The following is a 15,990-nucleotide window of genomic DNA, read 5'->3' on the forward strand; positions in this document are numbered from 1 at the left end:
GGCCTCAAAACATGTCGCGCGCAGGGCGCGCTCCTACAGGAGGCTCACTTCAGGAGGGAGCGCAGCATCCAGGCGGTTTTCTCGTGGTCCCTCAGGCGGCCCGTGACTATATCGGCCGTGCCCTCGTCGCCCGCGCCATCGGCGACCTTGATCGTGTCGCGGGACGTGGCGGCGGCGATTTCATGGCCTTCCACGAGCTGGGCGACCATGTCCTTCCATTCCGGCACCTCCGACTCTTCCTTGATCGAGGTGAGCTTGCCGAACTGGCTGTAGGAACCGGGGGCGAACACATCGAGGATGCGGATGCGCTCGGCCACTTCGTCGGCGGCCAGCCAGAGGGCGTTGTACTGGGTTTCGAACATGGCGTGCAGGCTGTTGAACTGCGGGCCGGTGACGTTCCAGTGGAAGTTGTGCGTCTTGAGATACAGCGAATAGGTATCAGCGAGGAGGCGGGAAAGCTGCTTGGCGACAGCTTCGCGGTCCTTCTTGGCGATACCGATATCGATGGTCATGGCTCGACTCTCCTTGGGGGTTTTTAAGGTCTGAGGAATGCCATTCTAACGATCCGTGCGGCCTACGTGAAATGAACTGTTCCGATTCCGCCGATAGGCACACGCTATTATTGGGGTCCCCATGAGCACCTCCACAAGCCCCACGCGACCCTCCGCCCCCGATCCGCGCCTGCGCGAGCTGCGCGATGCGCTGGCGCGGGTCGCCAGCCGCGACTTCGGACGCCTGCTGGGTCGCTGGCGCGCGCTGTCACGCAAGCCCGATGCCGGGAAGCTGCAGGCGCTGGCCGCCGATATCGCTGCCTCGACCGCCCGCCGCGCCGCGCGCGTGGCGTCCAAGCCGGTCATCGCGGTGGACGCTTCGCTGCCCATCGCGGCGCGGGCGGACGACATCGTGAAACTCATCCGAGAGCACCAGGTGGTGGTGATCGCCGGCGAAACCGGCTCCGGCAAGACCACTCAGCTGCCGAAGCTCTGCCTGGCCGCCGGCCGTGGCGAGGCGGGCATGATCGGATGCACCCAGCCGCGCCGCCTGGCCGCGCGCTCCGTGGCCACCCGCGTGGCCGAGGAACTCGGCACGCCGATCGGCGATAAGGTCGGCTTCCAGGTCCGCTTCACCGAGAAAGTCTCCGACCAGGCGCTGGTCAAGTTCATGACCGACGGCATCCTGCTCGCCGAAACGCAGTCCGATCCCTGGCTGTCGGCCTACGACACGATCATCATCGACGAGGCCCACGAGCGCAGCCTCAACATCGATTTCCTGCTCGGCTACCTGAAGCGCCTGGCCGCACGGCGGCCGGAACTGAAGATCGTCGTCACCTCCGCCACCATCGACACCGAGCGCTTCGCGGCGCATTTCGATGGTGCGCCCGTGGTCGCCGTGGAAGGTCGCACGTATCCCGTCGAGGTCCGCTACCGTCCGCCGGGCGAGCGCGTGGAGGGCAACGCGGCGCAGCAGGTGGCCGACGCCATGGACGAGATCACGCGCGAGGACCCGCGCGGCGACGTGCTGGTGTTCCTCCCGGGCGAACGCGAGATCCGCGATGCGCACCTGCTGCTCTCACGCCGGCAATACCGCGAGACCGAAGTGCTGGCGCTGTATGCGCGGCTGTCGGCAACCGAGCAGGACCGCGTATTCCGTCCCGGGCCGAAGCGGCGCATCGTGCTGGCGACCAACGTGGCTGAGACCTCGCTGACGGTGCCACGCATCCGCTATGTCATCGATTCCGGCACGGCACGCGTGAAACGCTACAGCCAGCGCGGGCAGCTCGAGCGCCTGCATATCGAACCCATCTCGCAGGCCGCCGCCAACCAGCGCAAGGGCCGCTGCGGACGCGTGGGACCGGGCATCTGCTATCGCCTCTACGAAGAAGCGGATTTCGCGCTGCGCCCGGAATACACCGATCCGGAGTTGCTGCGCTCGTCGCTGGCGAACGTGATCCTGCGCATGCTCGCGCTGGACCTTGGCGAGGTGGAGGATTTTCCGTTCCTCGAGGCGCCCGATCCGCGCGTGGTCGCCGACGGTCACCGCCGCCTCGCGGAGATCGGCGCCATCGACGACGACCGCCGGCTCACCGATGTGGGCCGCACGGTGGCCCGGCTGCCGATCGACGTGCAGCTGGCGCGGATGCTGGTGGAGGCGCGCCGCCTTGGCAGCCTCGCGGAACTCACCACCGTCGTGGCCTTCCTCAGCATCCAGGATCCGCGCGAGCGGCCGCCCGATGCACGCGGTCAGGCCGATGCGGCCCATGCGCAGTTCGCCGATCCCAAGTCCGACTTCATCGGCGTGCTGAACCTGTGGCGCGCATACCTTTCCGCCGCCGAGGAACTCACTTCATCGAAGCTGCGCGACTGGTGTTCGCGGCATTTTCTCAGCTTCATGCGCATGCGCGAATGGCGCGAACTGCACCGGCAACTGGTGCTGGTCGCCCGCGACATCGGCTGGGGCGAAAGCGCTCCCGTAGGAGCGCGCCCTGCGCGCGACAGCCTTCCGCAGCAAGGCAACAAGGTCCAGGGCTCTTCGCGAAAAGCTGTCGCGCGCGAGGCGCGCTCCTACAACGCCGCCGATCCCCTCGACGGTGACGCCCTTTTTGAAGCCGTCCATCGCGCCCTGCTGACGGGTCTTCCGACCCAGGTCGGTCATAAGGATGAGAAGGGTGTGTACCGCGGCACGCGCGAGCGCCGGTTCCAGGTGTTCCCCGGTTCGGCGTTGGCGAAGAGCCCGCCGGCATGGATCTTCGCCGCGCAGATCATCGATATCGGCGGGCGCATCTGGGCCATGATGTCAGCACGCGTCGATCCGGCCTGGGTGGAGTCGCAGGCGAGCCACCTGGTGCGCGCGACGGCGCGCGATGCGCACTGGTCGCGAAAGCGCGGCACGGTCGTAGCCTATGAGCAGGTCACCCTGTTCGGGCTGGTGCTGGTCGAGCGCCGGCCGGTGACCTTCCAGCGCCAGGACCCGCGCCTCGCCCACGAGATCTTCGTTCGTGAGGCGCTGGTTCGCGCCGAGCTCGACAGCCGCGCCGATTTCGTGCGCGCCAATGCGCGCGTCCTCGAACAGGCGCAGGACATCGAGGCCAAGCAGCGGCGTGCCGGCCTGTTGCGCCCGGACGAGGAACTTGCCGCCTTCTTTGAGGGCAAACTGCCGGAGAGCATCGCGGATACGCGGGCACTCGATGCGTGGTACCACAAGGCGGCTCCGGCGGAGCAGGCCGCATTGCGCTGGACCCTCGCCGATGTGATGGACACCGGGGCAGGGCTTGACCCCAAGGCGTTCCCCGCATCACTCGACATCGGCCAGCATCGCTACCGCCTTGAATATCGCTTCGTACCGGGGGACCCGGCGGACGGTGTCACCATCCAGGTGCCGCTGGCGTTCCTCAACGCACTGCCGGGAGCCCGCGGCGACTGGCTCGTCGGTGGCCTGCTGGCCGACAAGGTGGCTGAACTGATCCGCGCGCTACCGAAGGCGTTGCGCCGCAACTTCGTGCCTGCGCCGGACTTCGCCCGGGCCTTCGTAGAAGCCGAGGCACCGCGCGACGAGCCCCTGGTTTCGGCGCTGGCGACGTTCCTGAAGCGTACGACTGGCGTCGACGTGGACGCGTCGGCTTTCGCCGATACCGAGTTGCCGGCACACCTGCTGATGCGCTATCGGGTGCATGACGAGAACGGGCGCACGGTTGCCGAGGGACGCGACCTCGCGGCCATCCGGGCGCAATGGGAAGGCAAGGCGCGCGAGGCTTTCTCGCGCAAGACCGACGTCGAACTCACGCGCGAAGGCATCGTCGCCTGGGATTTCGAGGCCATTCCGAAGGAAGTGCGTTCGGAGGGCGGCCTCACGGCATATCCGGCACTGGTAGACCTGGGCGAAGCCGTGGCCCTGCGTGTCTTCGAACGTGCCGACGAGGCCGCGGAAGCACACGTGGGCGGTGTCGAACGCCTCCTGCGTCAGTCCCTTGCACCCGAATTCAAGCGTGCTCGGCGGCAGCTGCCGATCGCCAATCCTCTTTCATTGAAGTACGCGCCGCTTGGCAGCGTCGACGGCCTGCGCGAAGACCTGGTCGAGGGGGGCTTTGCCGACTTGCTGGTGGAACGCCGCCTGGATGTGCGTACCCATGGCGACTTTGAGGCGTTACGCGCCGAGTTCGCGCGCGAACTGTTCGGTGCGGCGATGGCACGGCAGAAACTGGCCGAGCCGATCATCGAGGCGCAGGCCGATCTGAAACCCTGGATGGACCCGCCGCTGGTCGGTTTCGCCAAGGCCAGCTACGACGACCTGCGCGAACAGCTGGCTGCGTTGTTGCAGCCCGGCTTTCTGCGTGACCTTCCTCGCGACCGGCTGGCGCACTATCCGCGCTACCTGAGGGCCATGCGCCTGCGTGCCGAACGGCTGCGCCAGGATCCCGCACGCGACCAGTCGCGCATGTTGCAGGTGCTGCCGTACTGGCGCGCGCTGCTCAATGCGGGCGGCACGGCGCTCCGCGACACCACCTGGCAGGAACTGCGCTGGCTGCTCGAGGAATGGCGGGTGTCGCTGTTCGCCCAGGAACTGAAGACGGCTGAGCCGGTGTCGGCGAAGCGGCTGGCCCGCGCCCTGGAAACGGCGCTGGCGGAGGACAGGCGATGAGCGCTTCCCCGCCGATGCCGCAGACCGAGCGTGCCCGCGAAGCCTGTGGCGTGCTGCCCGTGGCGGCGCGCGCCGAGGGCGAAACCATCATCGAGTTGCTGCGGTTGTTGGGCTGCGATGACGAAACCTGTGCTTCGGCCCTGTGGTTCTCGCTGCAGCGTGGCCTTCCGGGCGCGACCGACGACATGGCCAAGGCGTGGGCGCCGTCGTTGCGCCGCCTGGTCGACGGCCAAGGCGAGGCCGAGAAAGTATGGGCCCTGCATGCCCAGCGCGGTTCCGGCAGCGGCGCCGAAGGCTTGCGCCGCCTCCTGCTAGCGATCATCCGCGACTTGCGCGTGGTCTTCGTGCTGCTGGCGCGACAACTCGCGGCGATGCGCACGGCCATGGCGCTGCCCGACCACGAGCGCCGCGAGCTGGCCCAGCTCACCTCCGACATCCACGCGCCGCTCGCTAACCGCCTCGGCATCTGGCAGCTGAAGTGGGAGCTTGAAGACCTTGCCTTCCGTTACCTCGAACCGGACACCTATCGCCGCATCGCGCGCTTGCTGGACGAGCGTCGTGCCGACCGCGAGAATTTCATCGCCTCCAGCCTGGCGGAACTGCGCACGGTGCTGGAAGGCGCGGGTGTACACGCTGACCTGGCCGGCAGGCCCAAGCACATCTTCTCCATCTGGAAGAAGATGAAGAAGAAGGGGCTGGAGTTTTCCGATCTTTACGACATTCGCGCCGTGCGCATCCTCGTCGATAGCGTGGGTGACTGCTATGCCGCGCTCGGTCTCGTGCACAGCCTGTGGCCGCACCTGCCCGGCGAGTTCGACGATTACGTAGCGCGGCCCAAGGGCAATGGATACCGCTCGTTGCACACGGCGGTGCTGGGGCCGGAAGGGAAAACACTCGAAGTACAGATCCGCACCCACGAGATGCATCGCGCGAACGAGCTCGGCGTGGCCGCGCATTGGCGCTACAAGGAAGGCGGCGGCGCGGATGCCGAGTTCGAGGCGAAGATCGCCTGGATGCGCAAGCTGCTCGAGCCGCGCGGCGAAGACGAAGCCGAACTGGCTGCCGGCTTCGAAACCGAACTGATGGAAGATCGCGTGTACGTGCTCTCGCCCAAGGGCGAGGTCATCGACATGCCCCGCGGCGCCACCGTGCTGGATTTCGCGTACCACATCCATACCGACGTGGGGCACCGCTGCCGCGGCGCCAAGGTCAACGGCCGCATCGTGCCGCTGACCACGCAGCCGCGCAGCGGCGATCGCGTGGAAATCCTCACCACGAAGGTGTCCGAGCCCAGCCGCGACTGGCTCTCCGCGCACCACGGCTATCTCAACACGTCGCGTGCCAGGGAGAAGGTGCGCGCGTGGTTCCGGCGCGAGACGCACGACGCAAACATCCTCGCGGGCAAGGCGTCGCTGGAAAAGGAACTGCGCCGCCTCGCGCTGGACGACGTCGACCTGGCGAAGCTGGCCACACACTTCCGCCTGAAGAATGTGGATGAGTTGTATGTCACGGTGGCGCTGGGCGAGGTGAGTCTTGGCCAGGTGGCACGCTCGCTGCAGGAGCCCGCGGAGCCCGAGGTCATCCAATCCGGCAATCCGGTCGCATCGCGCGGGGCACAGCACGATCGCGGCGCGCTTTCGATCGAAGGCGTGGGCAACTTGCTCACGACGCTGGCGCGCTGCTGCCAGCCACTACCCGGCGACACCGTGCGCGGCTTCATCACCCGCGGTCGTGGCGTATCGGTACATCGCGCCGACTGCGCCTCGCTGGCCCGTCTCGCCCGGCGCGATCCGGATCGCGTGATCGAGGTGGGCTGGGGCAGGGTCGACGTGCAGAACTATGAAGTGGATGTGGAACTGCGCGGGTACGACCGCAAGGGCCTGCAGAAAGACGTCGCCACCACCATCAACAACGTGGGGCCACACATCGTTGCTTCCTCCAGCCGCGTGCACGTGCGCACGGGCGAGGTGGAGATGCGCTTCACGTTACGGGTGAAGGATTACGAACAGCTGTCGACCTTGCTGGGAAGGCTTGGGGCGTTGCCGAACGTGACGGATGCGAGGCGATTGGGCGGCAGGTAGGAGCGCGCCCTGCGCGCGACATGTTCTGAGGCCGCGACCCGGAGCTGGCGCGCCAGGTTGCGAACCGGGGCGAAAAATCTGTCGCGCGCAGGGCGCGCTCCTACGCCCCCAGAAGCAACCGCATGCCCCAATCCGCCAGCGGCTGCGCGATCAGCATGCGCGCCAGGAACAGCCCCAGCAGCACCGCGGTGGGCGAAAAGTCCAGCCCGCCGATGGTCAGGCGACCGCGGAGCGGCCGCACCAGCGGTTCGGCCAGACTCGATACCAGCCGGGCCACGGGGTGGTAGCGGTCGGTGGAGAGCATGCCCATCAGCGACCACACGAAGACCAGCACGATCCAGGTGAGCAGGAAGAAATCCAGTGTCTCGGCGATGGCTGCCACCAGGATGCCCAGCGGTGCCGGTGCGATTCCGGCGAGGACGGCTATCAGCAACACCTTCACGCATTCCAGCGCGAGGATGATGAGCAGCCCGGCGGTGTTCACCCGGCGCATGTTCGGCAAGGCCTTGCGCAAGGGCCGCAGCACGGGATTGGTGAAACGATAGAGGAACTGGCAGATTGGATTGTGGAAATCCGCGCGATAGGCCTCGGCCAGCAGCCGCAGCACGAAAAGGGTGACGATGGCGCCGAAGGCGAACTGGAGCAGCAGCGCCCCGGCATTGGTCAGGTAATTCACGTCTTCGATTCCATGTCTTCGGAAAGTTCGATGCCACGGCGCCGCGCCGCGTCGACCGCGCGCGCCACTACCTCGGGAAAATGATCGGTGTGGAAGCTGTCCAGCGCCGCCTGGGTGGTGCCGTTGGGTGAGGTGACCTTCCGGCGCAGGATGGCCGCGGGTTCGCCGCTCTCGACCAGCATGCGCCCGGCGCCGAAAGCGGTCTGCGCCGCCAGGGCGCGGGCCGTTTCACGGGAAAGCCCCTGCGAGAATGCCGCGTTCTCCAGCGCCTCTACCATCAGGAAGAAGTAGGCGGGGCCGGAGCCGGACAGGGCGGTCACGATGTCGAGCTGCTCTTCTTCCGGCACCCAGACGGTGAGCCCCGCGGCATCCAGCACGTGCTGGGCCTCGGCCCGCTGCGGCGCGCTCACCCGCGCATTGGCGTACAGCGCCGTGGCGCCCGCGCCGAACATCGCCGGCGTATTGGGCATGCAACGCACCACGGGCAGGGCGGCGTCCAGCCAGCGTTCGATCTGGTGGATGCGGATGCCCGCGGCAATGGAAATCACCATGGGGCGGTATTTCTGCACCGCGGGGCGCAGGGCCCGGCAGACCTCGGCCAGCATCTGTGGTTTCACCGCCAGGACGAGGATGGAAGCCCCCTCCGCGGCATCGAGATTATCCGTATACGTAGCCACACCGTATTCACGGGAGAGTTCGTGCAGGGCTTCCGCGCGTGGCTCGGCCACGGCGATGCCGCCGGGCTGTGCGCCGTGGCGGATCATCCCGGCGATCAGGGCGGTGGCCATGTTGCCCCCGCCGATGAAGGCGATCCGGTTCATTGGGGTTTCCGCTCCGTTGGCGACGTCGTTCACAACGCGCAAAGCATATATGGAGAATTGGCCAGCGTCCCTTGTGGCCGCCCCCCGGGCATGGTTACCTATGCCCACCAAGATAGGGGACCCCAATGGATATTGCCGAACTCCTTGCCTTCTCCGTGAAGAACAAGGCCTCCGACCTGCACCTCTCCGCGGGTCTGCCGCCGATGATTCGCGTCGACGGCGACGTCCGGCGTATCAATATCCCGGCCCTGGAGCACAAGCAGGTCCATTCGCTGATCTACGACATCATGTCGGACAAGCAGCGGCGCGACTATGAGGAATTCCTCGAAGTCGACTTCTCGTTCGAAATCCCCGGGCTGGCCCGTTTCCGCGTGAACGCGTTCAACCACAACCGTGGCGCGGGCGGCGTATTCCGCACCATTCCCTCGGAAGTACTCACCCTGGAAGACCTCGGCGCACCGAAGATCTTCCGCGAACTGATCGAGCAGCCGCAGGGCCTGATCCTTGTCACGGGCCCCACGGGATCGGGCAAGTCCACCACGCTGGCGGCCATGGTCGACCATGTGAACAAGAACGAATACGGCCACATCCTCACGGTCGAGGATCCGATCGAATTCGTGCACACCTCGCAGAAGTGCCTGGTGAACCAGCGCGAGGTCCACCGCGATACCCACGGTTTCAACGAGGCGCTCCGCTCCGCGCTCCGTGAAGACCCGGATTACATCCTGGTGGGCGAACTTCGCGACCTGGAAACCATCCGCCTGGCGCTCACCGCTGCGGAAACGGGCCACCTGGTGTTCGGCACGCTGCATACCTCGTCGGCCGCCAAGACCATCGACCGCATCATCGACGTGTTCCCGGCAGGCGAGAAGCCAATGGTCCGTTCCATGCTGTCCGAATCGCTGCGCGCGGTGATTTCGCAGTCGCTGCTCAAGAAGGTGGGCGGCGGTCGTACCGCGGCGCACGAGATCATGGTGGGCATCCCGGCCATTCGCAACCTGATCCGCGAGGACAAGGTCGCGCAGATGTACTCGTCCATCCAGACCGGCCAGCAGCACGGCATGCAGACCCTGGACCAGACCCTGGCCGACCTGGTCAAGCGCGGACTGGTCACCCGCCAGGAAGCCTCCACGTATGCCAAGAACAAGGAAGGCTTCCGGTAGGAGCGCGCCCTGCGCGCGACAGCTGTTCGCCGCAGTCCTCAGGTTGGCGCGCCAGCTCGGGGCTCGGTCTCAAAACATGTCGCGCGCAGGGCGCGCTCCTACAGGAGCCATGGAGCGTGCGGGAGCCACGGAGCGTGACCAGGATCCCTGCGTCCATTCGGGCGCAGGTATATGATCGCCCCCACAGGGGACGCCGGCCCGGTCCGGCATTGGGATACCAGGCCATGAGCGACTTCGATTTCACCTCCTTCCTCAAGCTGATGGTGCACAAGCAGGCCTCCGACCTGTTCATCACCGCCGGCGTCGCCCCCTCCATGAAGGTGCAGGGCCGCATCGTGCCCATCACGCAGAGTCCGTTGTCCGCGCAACAGTCGCGCGACATGGTGCTGAACGTGATGACGCCCGCCCAGCGCGAGGAGTTCGAGAAAACCCACGAGTGCCAGTTCGCGATCAGCGCCTCGGGCATCGGCCGCTTCCGTGTCTCGTGCTTCTACCAGCGCAATTGCGTGGGCATGGTGCTGCGCCGGATCGAGTCGAAAATCCCCACGCCGGAAGAACTCAACCTGCCGCCGATCATCAAGCAGCTGGCGATGACCAAGCGCGGCATCATCATCTTCGTGGGCGGCACGGGTACCGGTAAGTCGACCTCGCTGGCTTCGATGATCGGCTACCGCAACCAGAATTCGACGGGCCACATCATCACCATCGAGGACCCGATCGAATACGTGCACAAGCACGAGGGTTGCATCATTACCCAGCGCGAACTCGGCATCGACACCGACAGCTGGGAAAACGCGCTGAAGAACACCCTGCGCCAGGCGCCCGACGTGATCATGATCGGCGAGGTGCGTACGCGCGAGACGATGGAACACGCCATCAACTTCTCCGAAACCGGCCACCTCTGCCTGTGTACGCTGCATGCGAACAACGCCAACCAGGCGCTGGACCGCATCCTGCACTTTTTCCAGGAAGACCGCCGCCAGCAGTTGTTCATGGACCTGTCCCTGAACCTCAAGGGCATCGTGGCGCAGCAGCTCATTCCCACGCCCGACGGCAAGGCGCGTCGCGTGGCGGTGGAAGTGCTGCTGGGTACGCCGCTCGCCCAGGACTACATTCGCCAGGGCGAGATTCATAAGTTGAAGGAACTGATGCGCGATTCCAACCAGCTCGGCATGCGCACCTTCGACCAGAGCCTGGTGGAGCTCTACCACGCTGGCGAGATCTCCTACGAGGACGCGCTCCGCCACGCGGACAGTTCCAACGAAGTCCGCCTGCGCATCAAGCTGGCCCAGGGCGGCGACGCACATACGCTGTCGCAGGGGCTGGAAGGCGTGGAAATCGACAAGAGCAACGACCGCAACACCTTCGGCGGCATGCTGCACCGCTGACCACGAGGGCATTGCGGGCTCGGCTTCGCCATCGTGTTGCGCGTTTGCGGTGGCCGTGGTTTGTAGGAGCGCGCCCGGCGCGTTTATGCCCGCGTCGGGTACGACCGCTCCTTGCCCCAGTCCTAAAGTTAGCGCGCCAGCTCCAAGGCACGGCCTCAATACATGTCGCGCGCAGGGCGCTCTCCTGCAAATGCAATGCCGCGTTCGGCTCCCCTTGCCTCACTGCCACAGCGCAACCCGATGGCGAAGCCGAGCCGTAGAAATACCAGCGCAAAAAAAGGGAGCCCGAAGGCTCCCTCTATTACCGCATTGCGGTGCCCTTACTTCGCGGCAGCCGAAACGGTCAGGCCACTGGCGTCGACGCTCTTCACGCCCTTGACGCTCTTGGCAAGGTGTTCCGCCTTGCTCTTTTCGGCGGCGGTGGCGACCGTGCCGGTCAGGGTGACCATGCCTTCCTTGGTGTCGACACTGATATCGGTGGCCTTCACGTTCTTCGCGGTGGCGAATTCCGACTTCACCTTGGTCGTGATCCAGGCGTCGTCAGCCTTTCCGGGAACGGTCTGGTTGTCGCCCTTCGACATGGCGGCGGAGTCCTGCGCATAGACCTGCGCGACGGGAGCCGCGCCGAGACCGGCGACGAGGACGGCGGCAAACAGGGCCTTACGGAGGTTGGCGTGGTTCATGGGTGACTCCTTTGTCTCGCACTGAATGGGTCTGGCGATGGCGCCACGCGCTGTGGCTGCCGGTTCGCGGGATCAATGGAAACAGTGCATCCGTGAACGATTCGTGCCGAAAAAACACCACCGTTCAGCATAGTCAACAAAGGCTTTGACAAAGAAAAGGCGCCCGGCAAGGGGCGCCTTTCCGGCTTACGATAACGTTACTTATTTGTATTCGACAGCGCCGGAGATCACGAGGCCTTTCTCTTCGACGTGCGCTTCGCCCGACACCTGCACGATGCGCGCGGCCTGCGCCTTCATCGCGTCGATCTGCATCTTGGACCGCTCCGCGGCGGAAGCCTGCGCGGCCTGATCGTCGGGTGCGCCGTCCGCGCCCGAGGCTTCGGTCATGGACCTGGCATAGGCCTGGGCCTTGTCGGCCATCACGTCGACCCAGGCGCGGTACATGTCGCCGTTAAGGTGCAAGCGGCTGAGACGACCGGCATCGCCGATGGCGCCCATCAGCATGTCGTCGAGCTTGCCGTCCTCGCCGTCGCCCACGCCGATGGCGATGGCCTGGCCGTTCATCGCCGCCCAGCCGGGTATGCCGAGCATCGCGGTGATGTTCGGCGGCAGCGGTGCGGGCTTGCCGTCGCCGGCGAGCTTGAAGTCGCCGCCGAGCATCGCCTGGCCCATGGCGATCAGGCCGGCCGGGTTACGCGTGCCGAGCAGCACGCGGCCGGTGACGATGGGCATCTGCTGTCCGGCGGGGGCGGGTTTGAACGAGTCGAGCACGATGCGCACGCCACGGATGTCTCCGAACGGCGGGATGGCCGCCTGCTGCATCGTCGAGCCGAGCTTGGTGAAGCTGTCGTTCATGCCGACGAAGGCGGGACACTCGAATGGCTTGGCCGCCACCGCTTCGGACTGCGTGGTGAAGAACGTGCGGATCTGCTCCATCGGCAGCGCGAGGCTGACGTCGAACGGGCCGGAGGCATCACTGCCCAGGCCAGGCAGTTCCACCTTCAGGCCCGAGAAGGCCTTGGCGATGTCATCGGCCAGCGCTACATCGACACGCTGTTCCTGGTGATGCAGGTCGAGACGGGTATAGCCGAAGCTGATCGAAGGCATGCGCGCGGCGACGCGGCTGGCCTCCGTGACGCAGCTCGGCGGCAGCACCGGTACGGGGTCGCCGGTCTTGGCCGACTGGTGCCTGAGGAAGGTGGAAAACAGCGGATCCTTGCCGGTGGCGACGAGCGGCAGCAGGCGGACGAGGTCGACCTGGCCGACCGCATAATCCTTGTAGCCCTTGTCCTTGGCGAGGTCGGCAAGGCGGCCGTCGTCCTGCAGGCTTTTCTCGGGGCGATCGACGCCAAGTGCCTGACGGATCGCCGGCTGCGCGGCATCGGCCGGCAGCAGCGAAACCACACCCTGCTTGCCGACGGTGGCGATGATCAGCTGCAGGCCGGAGTCGGAAAGGGCGACATGGCGATAGGCCTGGCCACCGGCATCCGCGCTTTCCAGCTTCTTGCCGTAGGCGGTTTCGAGACGCCCCACGAAGGCGTCCCAGGCAGACGGATCGGCGAGGGCCACGCGGGCGACCGGGCTCAGGCCCATGCCGTAGATGGCCGAGCCATTCTTGATGTCGAGGCCCATGTTCTTCAGGGCGACCTCGGCTGTCTTGCCGTCGAATTCGGCGGCGAAGGCCTTGAGCAGGCGGGCGCCTTCGGTATTGCCCTTCGTTTCGAGGTCCTGCGCCACGGACTTCATCTGCGCGACTTCGCCGGGCAGTTCGCTATTGGCCTGCGACAGCATGGCGTCGTAGGCGTCGTCGTCGAGCTTGTCCAGGTTCGCCAGCACGTAAGGCGTATCGGCCGGCACGAAGGCCAGCGGGGCGTCCTTGTCCTTGTGGCCGCAGGCCGCCAGCAAAATGCTGGCAAGGCCGAGCGCGATTAGTCGCTTCGTCGGTCGCATCGTGTATCCCATATCCGGTTGGTCCCTTGGTCCCGCCATTATGCCGGAACCATGGGGCCTCAAGGCGGCCCCATGGGGGGTCTGGCGCAAATTCTTACGAGGCTATCGGCCCATCACCTCGGCCAGGACGGCCATGCGCACGAACACGCCGTTGCCGACCTGTTCGAGGATGCGCGACTGGGCGCCGTCGGCCACGTCGGGGGCGATTTCGATGCCCCGGTTGATCGGGCCGGGGTGCATGACCAGGCAGCCCTTGGCCGCACGGGCGAGGCGCCGGCAGTCGAGCCCGAAGCGCTCGAAATAGGCCGCCTCGTCGGGCAGGTCGGTGGAGGCCATGCGCTCCTTCTGCAGGCGCAGCATGATGACCGCGTGCGCGCCTTCGATCGCGGCGTCGAAATCGTCGTGGTAGGTCACCCCTTCCAGTTCGCCCTCCGACGGAAGCAGCGCCGACGGCCCCACGATGCGGACGTCCTTCGCGCCAAGGGCCGTGAACGCGTGCACGTCGGAGCGGGCCACGCGCGAATGGCGCACGTCGCCGCAGATGACGATGCGCAACTTGCGGAAGTCCGGATGATGGTTGCGGATGGTCAGCGCGTCCAACAGGCCCTGGGTGGGGTGGGCGCGGTTGCCGTCGCCCGCATTCACCACCGAGACGCCGCTCATCGCGTGGCGCACCAGGGATTCGGGCGTGCCCGATTCCTTGTGGCGAACGACGATCGTGTCCAGGTGCATTGCCTCGAGAGTGTGCAGCGTGTCGAACAGTTCCTCGCCTTTTGCCGTCGAGGAAAAGCCGATGTCGAAATTGATCACATCCGCGCAGAGCCGGCGCGCCGCCAGCTCGAACGACGTTCGCGTGCGCGTGGAGGGCTCGAAGAACAGGTTGAGCACCGTGCGGCCCGTGAGAAGGTCGAGCTTGCGGGTGCCGTGCGCGGTGGCCTCGCGCATGCTGTTTGCGCGGTCGAGGAGGCGCTCGATGGCCTCGCGCGGCAGGTTCTCGAGGGTGGTCAGGTGGCGCAGGCGATGTGACATGACGTCCTCAAGGTGGATGGCATCGAAGGAGTGCGGTTGGGGTTCATGCCTGCACGAGGTACGACTCCAGGATGACCGCCGCGGCCTCCGCGTCGATCGATTTCGCATCGGACCGTTTGCGCGTGCCCGCGGCGCGGGCCGCGGCGAAGCGGCGAGCCGCCTCCTGCGAACTCATGCGTTCGTCGGCGAAGACGACGGGAAGCGCGTAGCGCTCGCCGATGCGTTCGGCGAAGCGGCGCGCGGTACGCGTCATCGGTTGTTCCTTGCCCTCGTTGTCGAGTGGCAGGCCCACCACCAGTTCCGCAGGCAGCCACTCGCGGCGCAGCGTGTCCAGGGCATGCCAGTCGGGCTCGCCGTCGCGCACGGGCACGACGGCTAGTGCGCGGGCGGTTCCCATCAGGCGGTTACCGACGGCGACGCCGACGATCTTCGTCCCGACGTCGAAGCCGAAGAGGCAGCTCATCGTGTAGGGCGGGCTCAGGCGTGACCGGCGTAGCCGGTCAACTGGGAGGGATCGTGCACACCGAGCTCGCGCGCGGCGGCAATCCAGCGTTCGTCGATGGGCGTGTCGAATACGATGCGCTCGTCGGCGCGGATGGTGAGCCAGGCGTTGTCCATCACTTCCTGCTCGAGCTGTCCGGCGTCCCAGCCCGCATAGCCGAGCGTGACCATCGCGCGGCGCGGACCCTCGCCCGCGGCCATCGCCACGAGGATGTCGCGCGAGGTCGTGACCGACCAGTCCTCGTTCACGCGATAACTGGAATCCCAGTTGCCGGGTTCGCGATGGAGCACGAAGCCGCGCTCCTGCTGTACCGGTCCGCCGATGAGCACGGGATAGTCCGCGATCTCGGGGTCTTCGCAGGACAGCTTCATCTGCGCGAGCACGTCGCCGAGCCGATATTCGGAAATCTGGTTGATCAGCAGGCCGACGGCGCCGTCCTCGCCATGCTGGCAAAGGAACGCCACGCCACGAGCGAACGGAGGTTCAGCGAGGGAGGGCATCGCGATGAGGAATTGACCCGCGAATGTAGTGGCGATCGTCATGGCGTCATTGTAGCCGCTACAACCCTGAGCCGTGTGCGAACGTTCAGTGTTTTCCGGGTACCGTCCGGGTCTTGTCATGAGGAATATAGCCAATGTCCAAGCTCATGTTTGTAAAGGGTTTCGCTATCGCCGCCATGAGCTTCGCCGCGACTTCGTGGGCCTCCGCGCCCGGTGCCTGGAAGGACTATGACCAACGTCTGATGAAAGCCTGCGTGGCCGCCAGCGGACTGAAGGACGTGAAGCCCGTGGGCGGGCCGATCCGTTACGACGACCGCGTTCCGGTCACGGCGCTGGTTCTGGCAGGGCGCTATCCGCAGAAACACATGACGAACCGAGCCGGCCGGGAACTGTGTGTGTGGGATCGCAAGGCTGAAAAGGCATACGTAAGCGAAGCCGACCAGCTGCTGCCGTAGGAGCGCGCCCTGCGCGCGACAGACTCTCGCGCCAGTTCTCACTCCCGCGCGCCAGCTCCGGGTCACGGCCTCAAAGCATGTCGCGCGCAGGGCGCGCGCCTACGGGG

13 protein-coding genes are annotated in these 15,990 nt (G+C 66.2%); 5 read left to right on the top strand and 8 right to left on the bottom strand.

Features of this window, described 5'->3' with window-relative positions; translation table 11 throughout:
• Nucleotides 1–44 precede the first annotated feature (44 nt).
• Nucleotides 45–512, bottom strand: a complete 468-nt coding sequence (locus VGM71_RS01520; protein WP_331542005.1) for a Dps family protein — start codon at nt 510–512, stop codon at nt 45–47.
• A 121-nt stretch (nt 513–633) separates the two neighbouring features.
• On the opposite strand from VGM71_RS01520, the gene hrpA reads away from it, so the two are divergent.
• Both hrpA and VGM71_RS01530 read left to right on the top strand, forming a co-directional pair.
• Nucleotides 634–4,635 (top strand): ATP-dependent RNA helicase HrpA, encoded by a 4,002-nt coding sequence (hrpA, locus tag VGM71_RS01525; RefSeq protein WP_331542006.1) that lies wholly within the window; start codon nt 634–636, stop codon nt 4,633–4,635.
• A complete protein-coding gene (locus VGM71_RS01530) occupies nt 4,632–6,716 on the top strand; it encodes a bifunctional (p)ppGpp synthetase/guanosine-3',5'-bis(diphosphate) 3'-pyrophosphohydrolase (RefSeq protein ID WP_331542007.1) in 2,085 nt (694 codons plus the stop codon). Before hrpA ends, VGM71_RS01530 begins: the two co-directional genes overlap by 4 nt.
• Before the next feature lie 100 nt (nt 6,717–6,816).
• Here the strand turns inward: VGM71_RS01530 and VGM71_RS01535 are convergent, their stop codons facing one another.
• Both VGM71_RS01535 and proC read right to left on the bottom strand, forming a co-directional pair.
• A complete protein-coding gene (locus tag VGM71_RS01535; protein WP_331542008.1) occupies nt 6,817–7,392 on the bottom strand; it encodes a YggT family protein in 576 nt (191 codons plus the stop codon).
• Nucleotides 7,389–8,213, bottom strand: a complete 825-nt coding sequence (gene proC, locus VGM71_RS01540) for a pyrroline-5-carboxylate reductase (protein ID WP_331542010.1) — start codon at nt 8,211–8,213, stop codon at nt 7,389–7,391. Before proC ends, VGM71_RS01535 begins: the two co-directional genes overlap by 4 nt.
• A gap of 125 nt (nt 8,214–8,338) precedes the next feature.
• On the opposite strand from proC, the gene VGM71_RS01545 reads away from it, so the two are divergent.
• Together VGM71_RS01545 and VGM71_RS01550 are read left to right on the top strand one after the other, a co-directional pair.
• Nucleotides 8,339–9,376 carry a type IV pilus twitching motility protein PilT gene (locus VGM71_RS01545; protein ID WP_331542011.1) on the top strand — a complete coding sequence of 346 codons (1,038 nt, stop codon included), beginning with the start codon at nt 8,339–8,341 and terminating at the stop codon, nt 9,374–9,376.
• A gap of 224 nt (nt 9,377–9,600) precedes the next feature.
• A complete protein-coding gene (locus tag VGM71_RS01550; RefSeq protein WP_331542012.1) occupies nt 9,601–10,764 on the top strand; it encodes a PilT/PilU family type 4a pilus ATPase in 1,164 nt (387 codons plus the stop codon).
• 320 nt (nt 10,765–11,084) lie between these two features.
• Here the strand turns inward: VGM71_RS01550 and VGM71_RS01555 are convergent, their stop codons facing one another.
• The 5 genes from VGM71_RS01555 to VGM71_RS01575 form a co-directional block, all read right to left on the bottom strand.
• A complete protein-coding gene (locus VGM71_RS01555; RefSeq protein ID WP_331542013.1) occupies nt 11,085–11,447 on the bottom strand; it encodes a BON domain-containing protein in 363 nt (120 codons plus the stop codon).
• A 201-nt stretch (nt 11,448–11,648) separates the two neighbouring features.
• Complete coding sequence (locus VGM71_RS01560) at nt 11,649–13,397, bottom strand: hypothetical protein (RefSeq protein WP_331542014.1); 1,749 nt, start codon at nt 13,395–13,397, stop codon at nt 11,649–11,651.
• Nucleotides 13,398–13,499: 102 nt separating this feature from the next.
• Nucleotides 13,500–14,426 (bottom strand): aspartate carbamoyltransferase catalytic subunit, encoded by a 927-nt coding sequence (locus VGM71_RS01565; RefSeq protein ID WP_331542015.1) that lies wholly within the window; start codon nt 14,424–14,426, stop codon nt 13,500–13,502.
• Between the two features lie 43 nt (nt 14,427–14,469).
• Nucleotides 14,470–14,889 carry a Holliday junction resolvase RuvX gene (ruvX, locus tag VGM71_RS01570; RefSeq protein WP_331542016.1) on the bottom strand — a complete coding sequence of 140 codons (420 nt, stop codon included), beginning with the start codon at nt 14,887–14,889 and terminating at the stop codon, nt 14,470–14,472.
• A gap of 14 nt (nt 14,890–14,903) precedes the next feature.
• Complete coding sequence (locus tag VGM71_RS01575) at nt 14,904–15,470, bottom strand: YqgE/AlgH family protein (protein ID WP_331542017.1); 567 nt, start codon at nt 15,468–15,470, stop codon at nt 14,904–14,906.
• A gap of 92 nt (nt 15,471–15,562) precedes the next feature.
• On the opposite strand from VGM71_RS01575, the gene VGM71_RS01580 reads away from it, so the two are divergent.
• Entirely contained in the window at nt 15,563–15,883 is a 321-nt protein-coding gene (locus VGM71_RS01580) for a hypothetical protein (RefSeq protein WP_331542019.1), read from the top strand.
• Nucleotides 15,884–15,990: the final 107 nt, after the last annotated feature.

Source organism: Luteibacter sp., assembly GCF_036499525.1.
In the GTDB taxonomy this organism is placed as follows: Bacteria; Pseudomonadota; Gammaproteobacteria; order Xanthomonadales; family Rhodanobacteraceae; genus Luteibacter.

Excerpts from the sequence above, each read along its gene's own strand:
- VGM71_RS01520 (WP_331542005.1), bottom strand. The coding sequence starts at position 512 with ATGACCATCGATATCGGTATCGCCAAGAAGGACCGCGAAGCTGTCGCC.
- VGM71_RS01560 (WP_331542014.1), bottom strand. The coding sequence starts at position 13,397 with ATGCGACCGACGAAGCGACTAATCGCGCTCGGCCTTGCCAGCATTTTG.
- VGM71_RS01565 (WP_331542015.1), bottom strand. The coding sequence starts at position 14,426 with ATGTCACATCGCCTGCGCCACCTGACCACCCTCGAGAACCTGCCGCGC.
- proC (WP_331542010.1), bottom strand. The coding sequence starts at position 8,213 with ATGAACCGGATCGCCTTCATCGGCGGGGGCAACATGGCCACCGCCCTG.
- VGM71_RS01580 (WP_331542019.1), top strand. The coding sequence starts at position 15,563 with ATGTCCAAGCTCATGTTTGTAAAGGGTTTCGCTATCGCCGCCATGAGC.
- VGM71_RS01555 (WP_331542013.1), bottom strand. The coding sequence starts at position 11,447 with ATGAACCACGCCAACCTCCGTAAGGCCCTGTTTGCCGCCGTCCTCGTC.
- VGM71_RS01545 (WP_331542011.1), top strand. The coding sequence starts at position 8,339 with ATGGATATTGCCGAACTCCTTGCCTTCTCCGTGAAGAACAAGGCCTCC.
- VGM71_RS01530 (WP_331542007.1), top strand. The coding sequence starts at position 4,632 with ATGAGCGCTTCCCCGCCGATGCCGCAGACCGAGCGTGCCCGCGAAGCC.
- hrpA (WP_331542006.1), top strand. The coding sequence starts at position 634 with ATGAGCACCTCCACAAGCCCCACGCGACCCTCCGCCCCCGATCCGCGC.
- ruvX (WP_331542016.1), bottom strand. The coding sequence starts at position 14,889 with ATGAGCTGCCTCTTCGGCTTCGACGTCGGGACGAAGATCGTCGGCGTC.
- VGM71_RS01575 (WP_331542017.1), bottom strand. The coding sequence starts at position 15,470 with ATGACGATCGCCACTACATTCGCGGGTCAATTCCTCATCGCGATGCCC.
- VGM71_RS01550 (WP_331542012.1), top strand. The coding sequence starts at position 9,601 with ATGAGCGACTTCGATTTCACCTCCTTCCTCAAGCTGATGGTGCACAAG.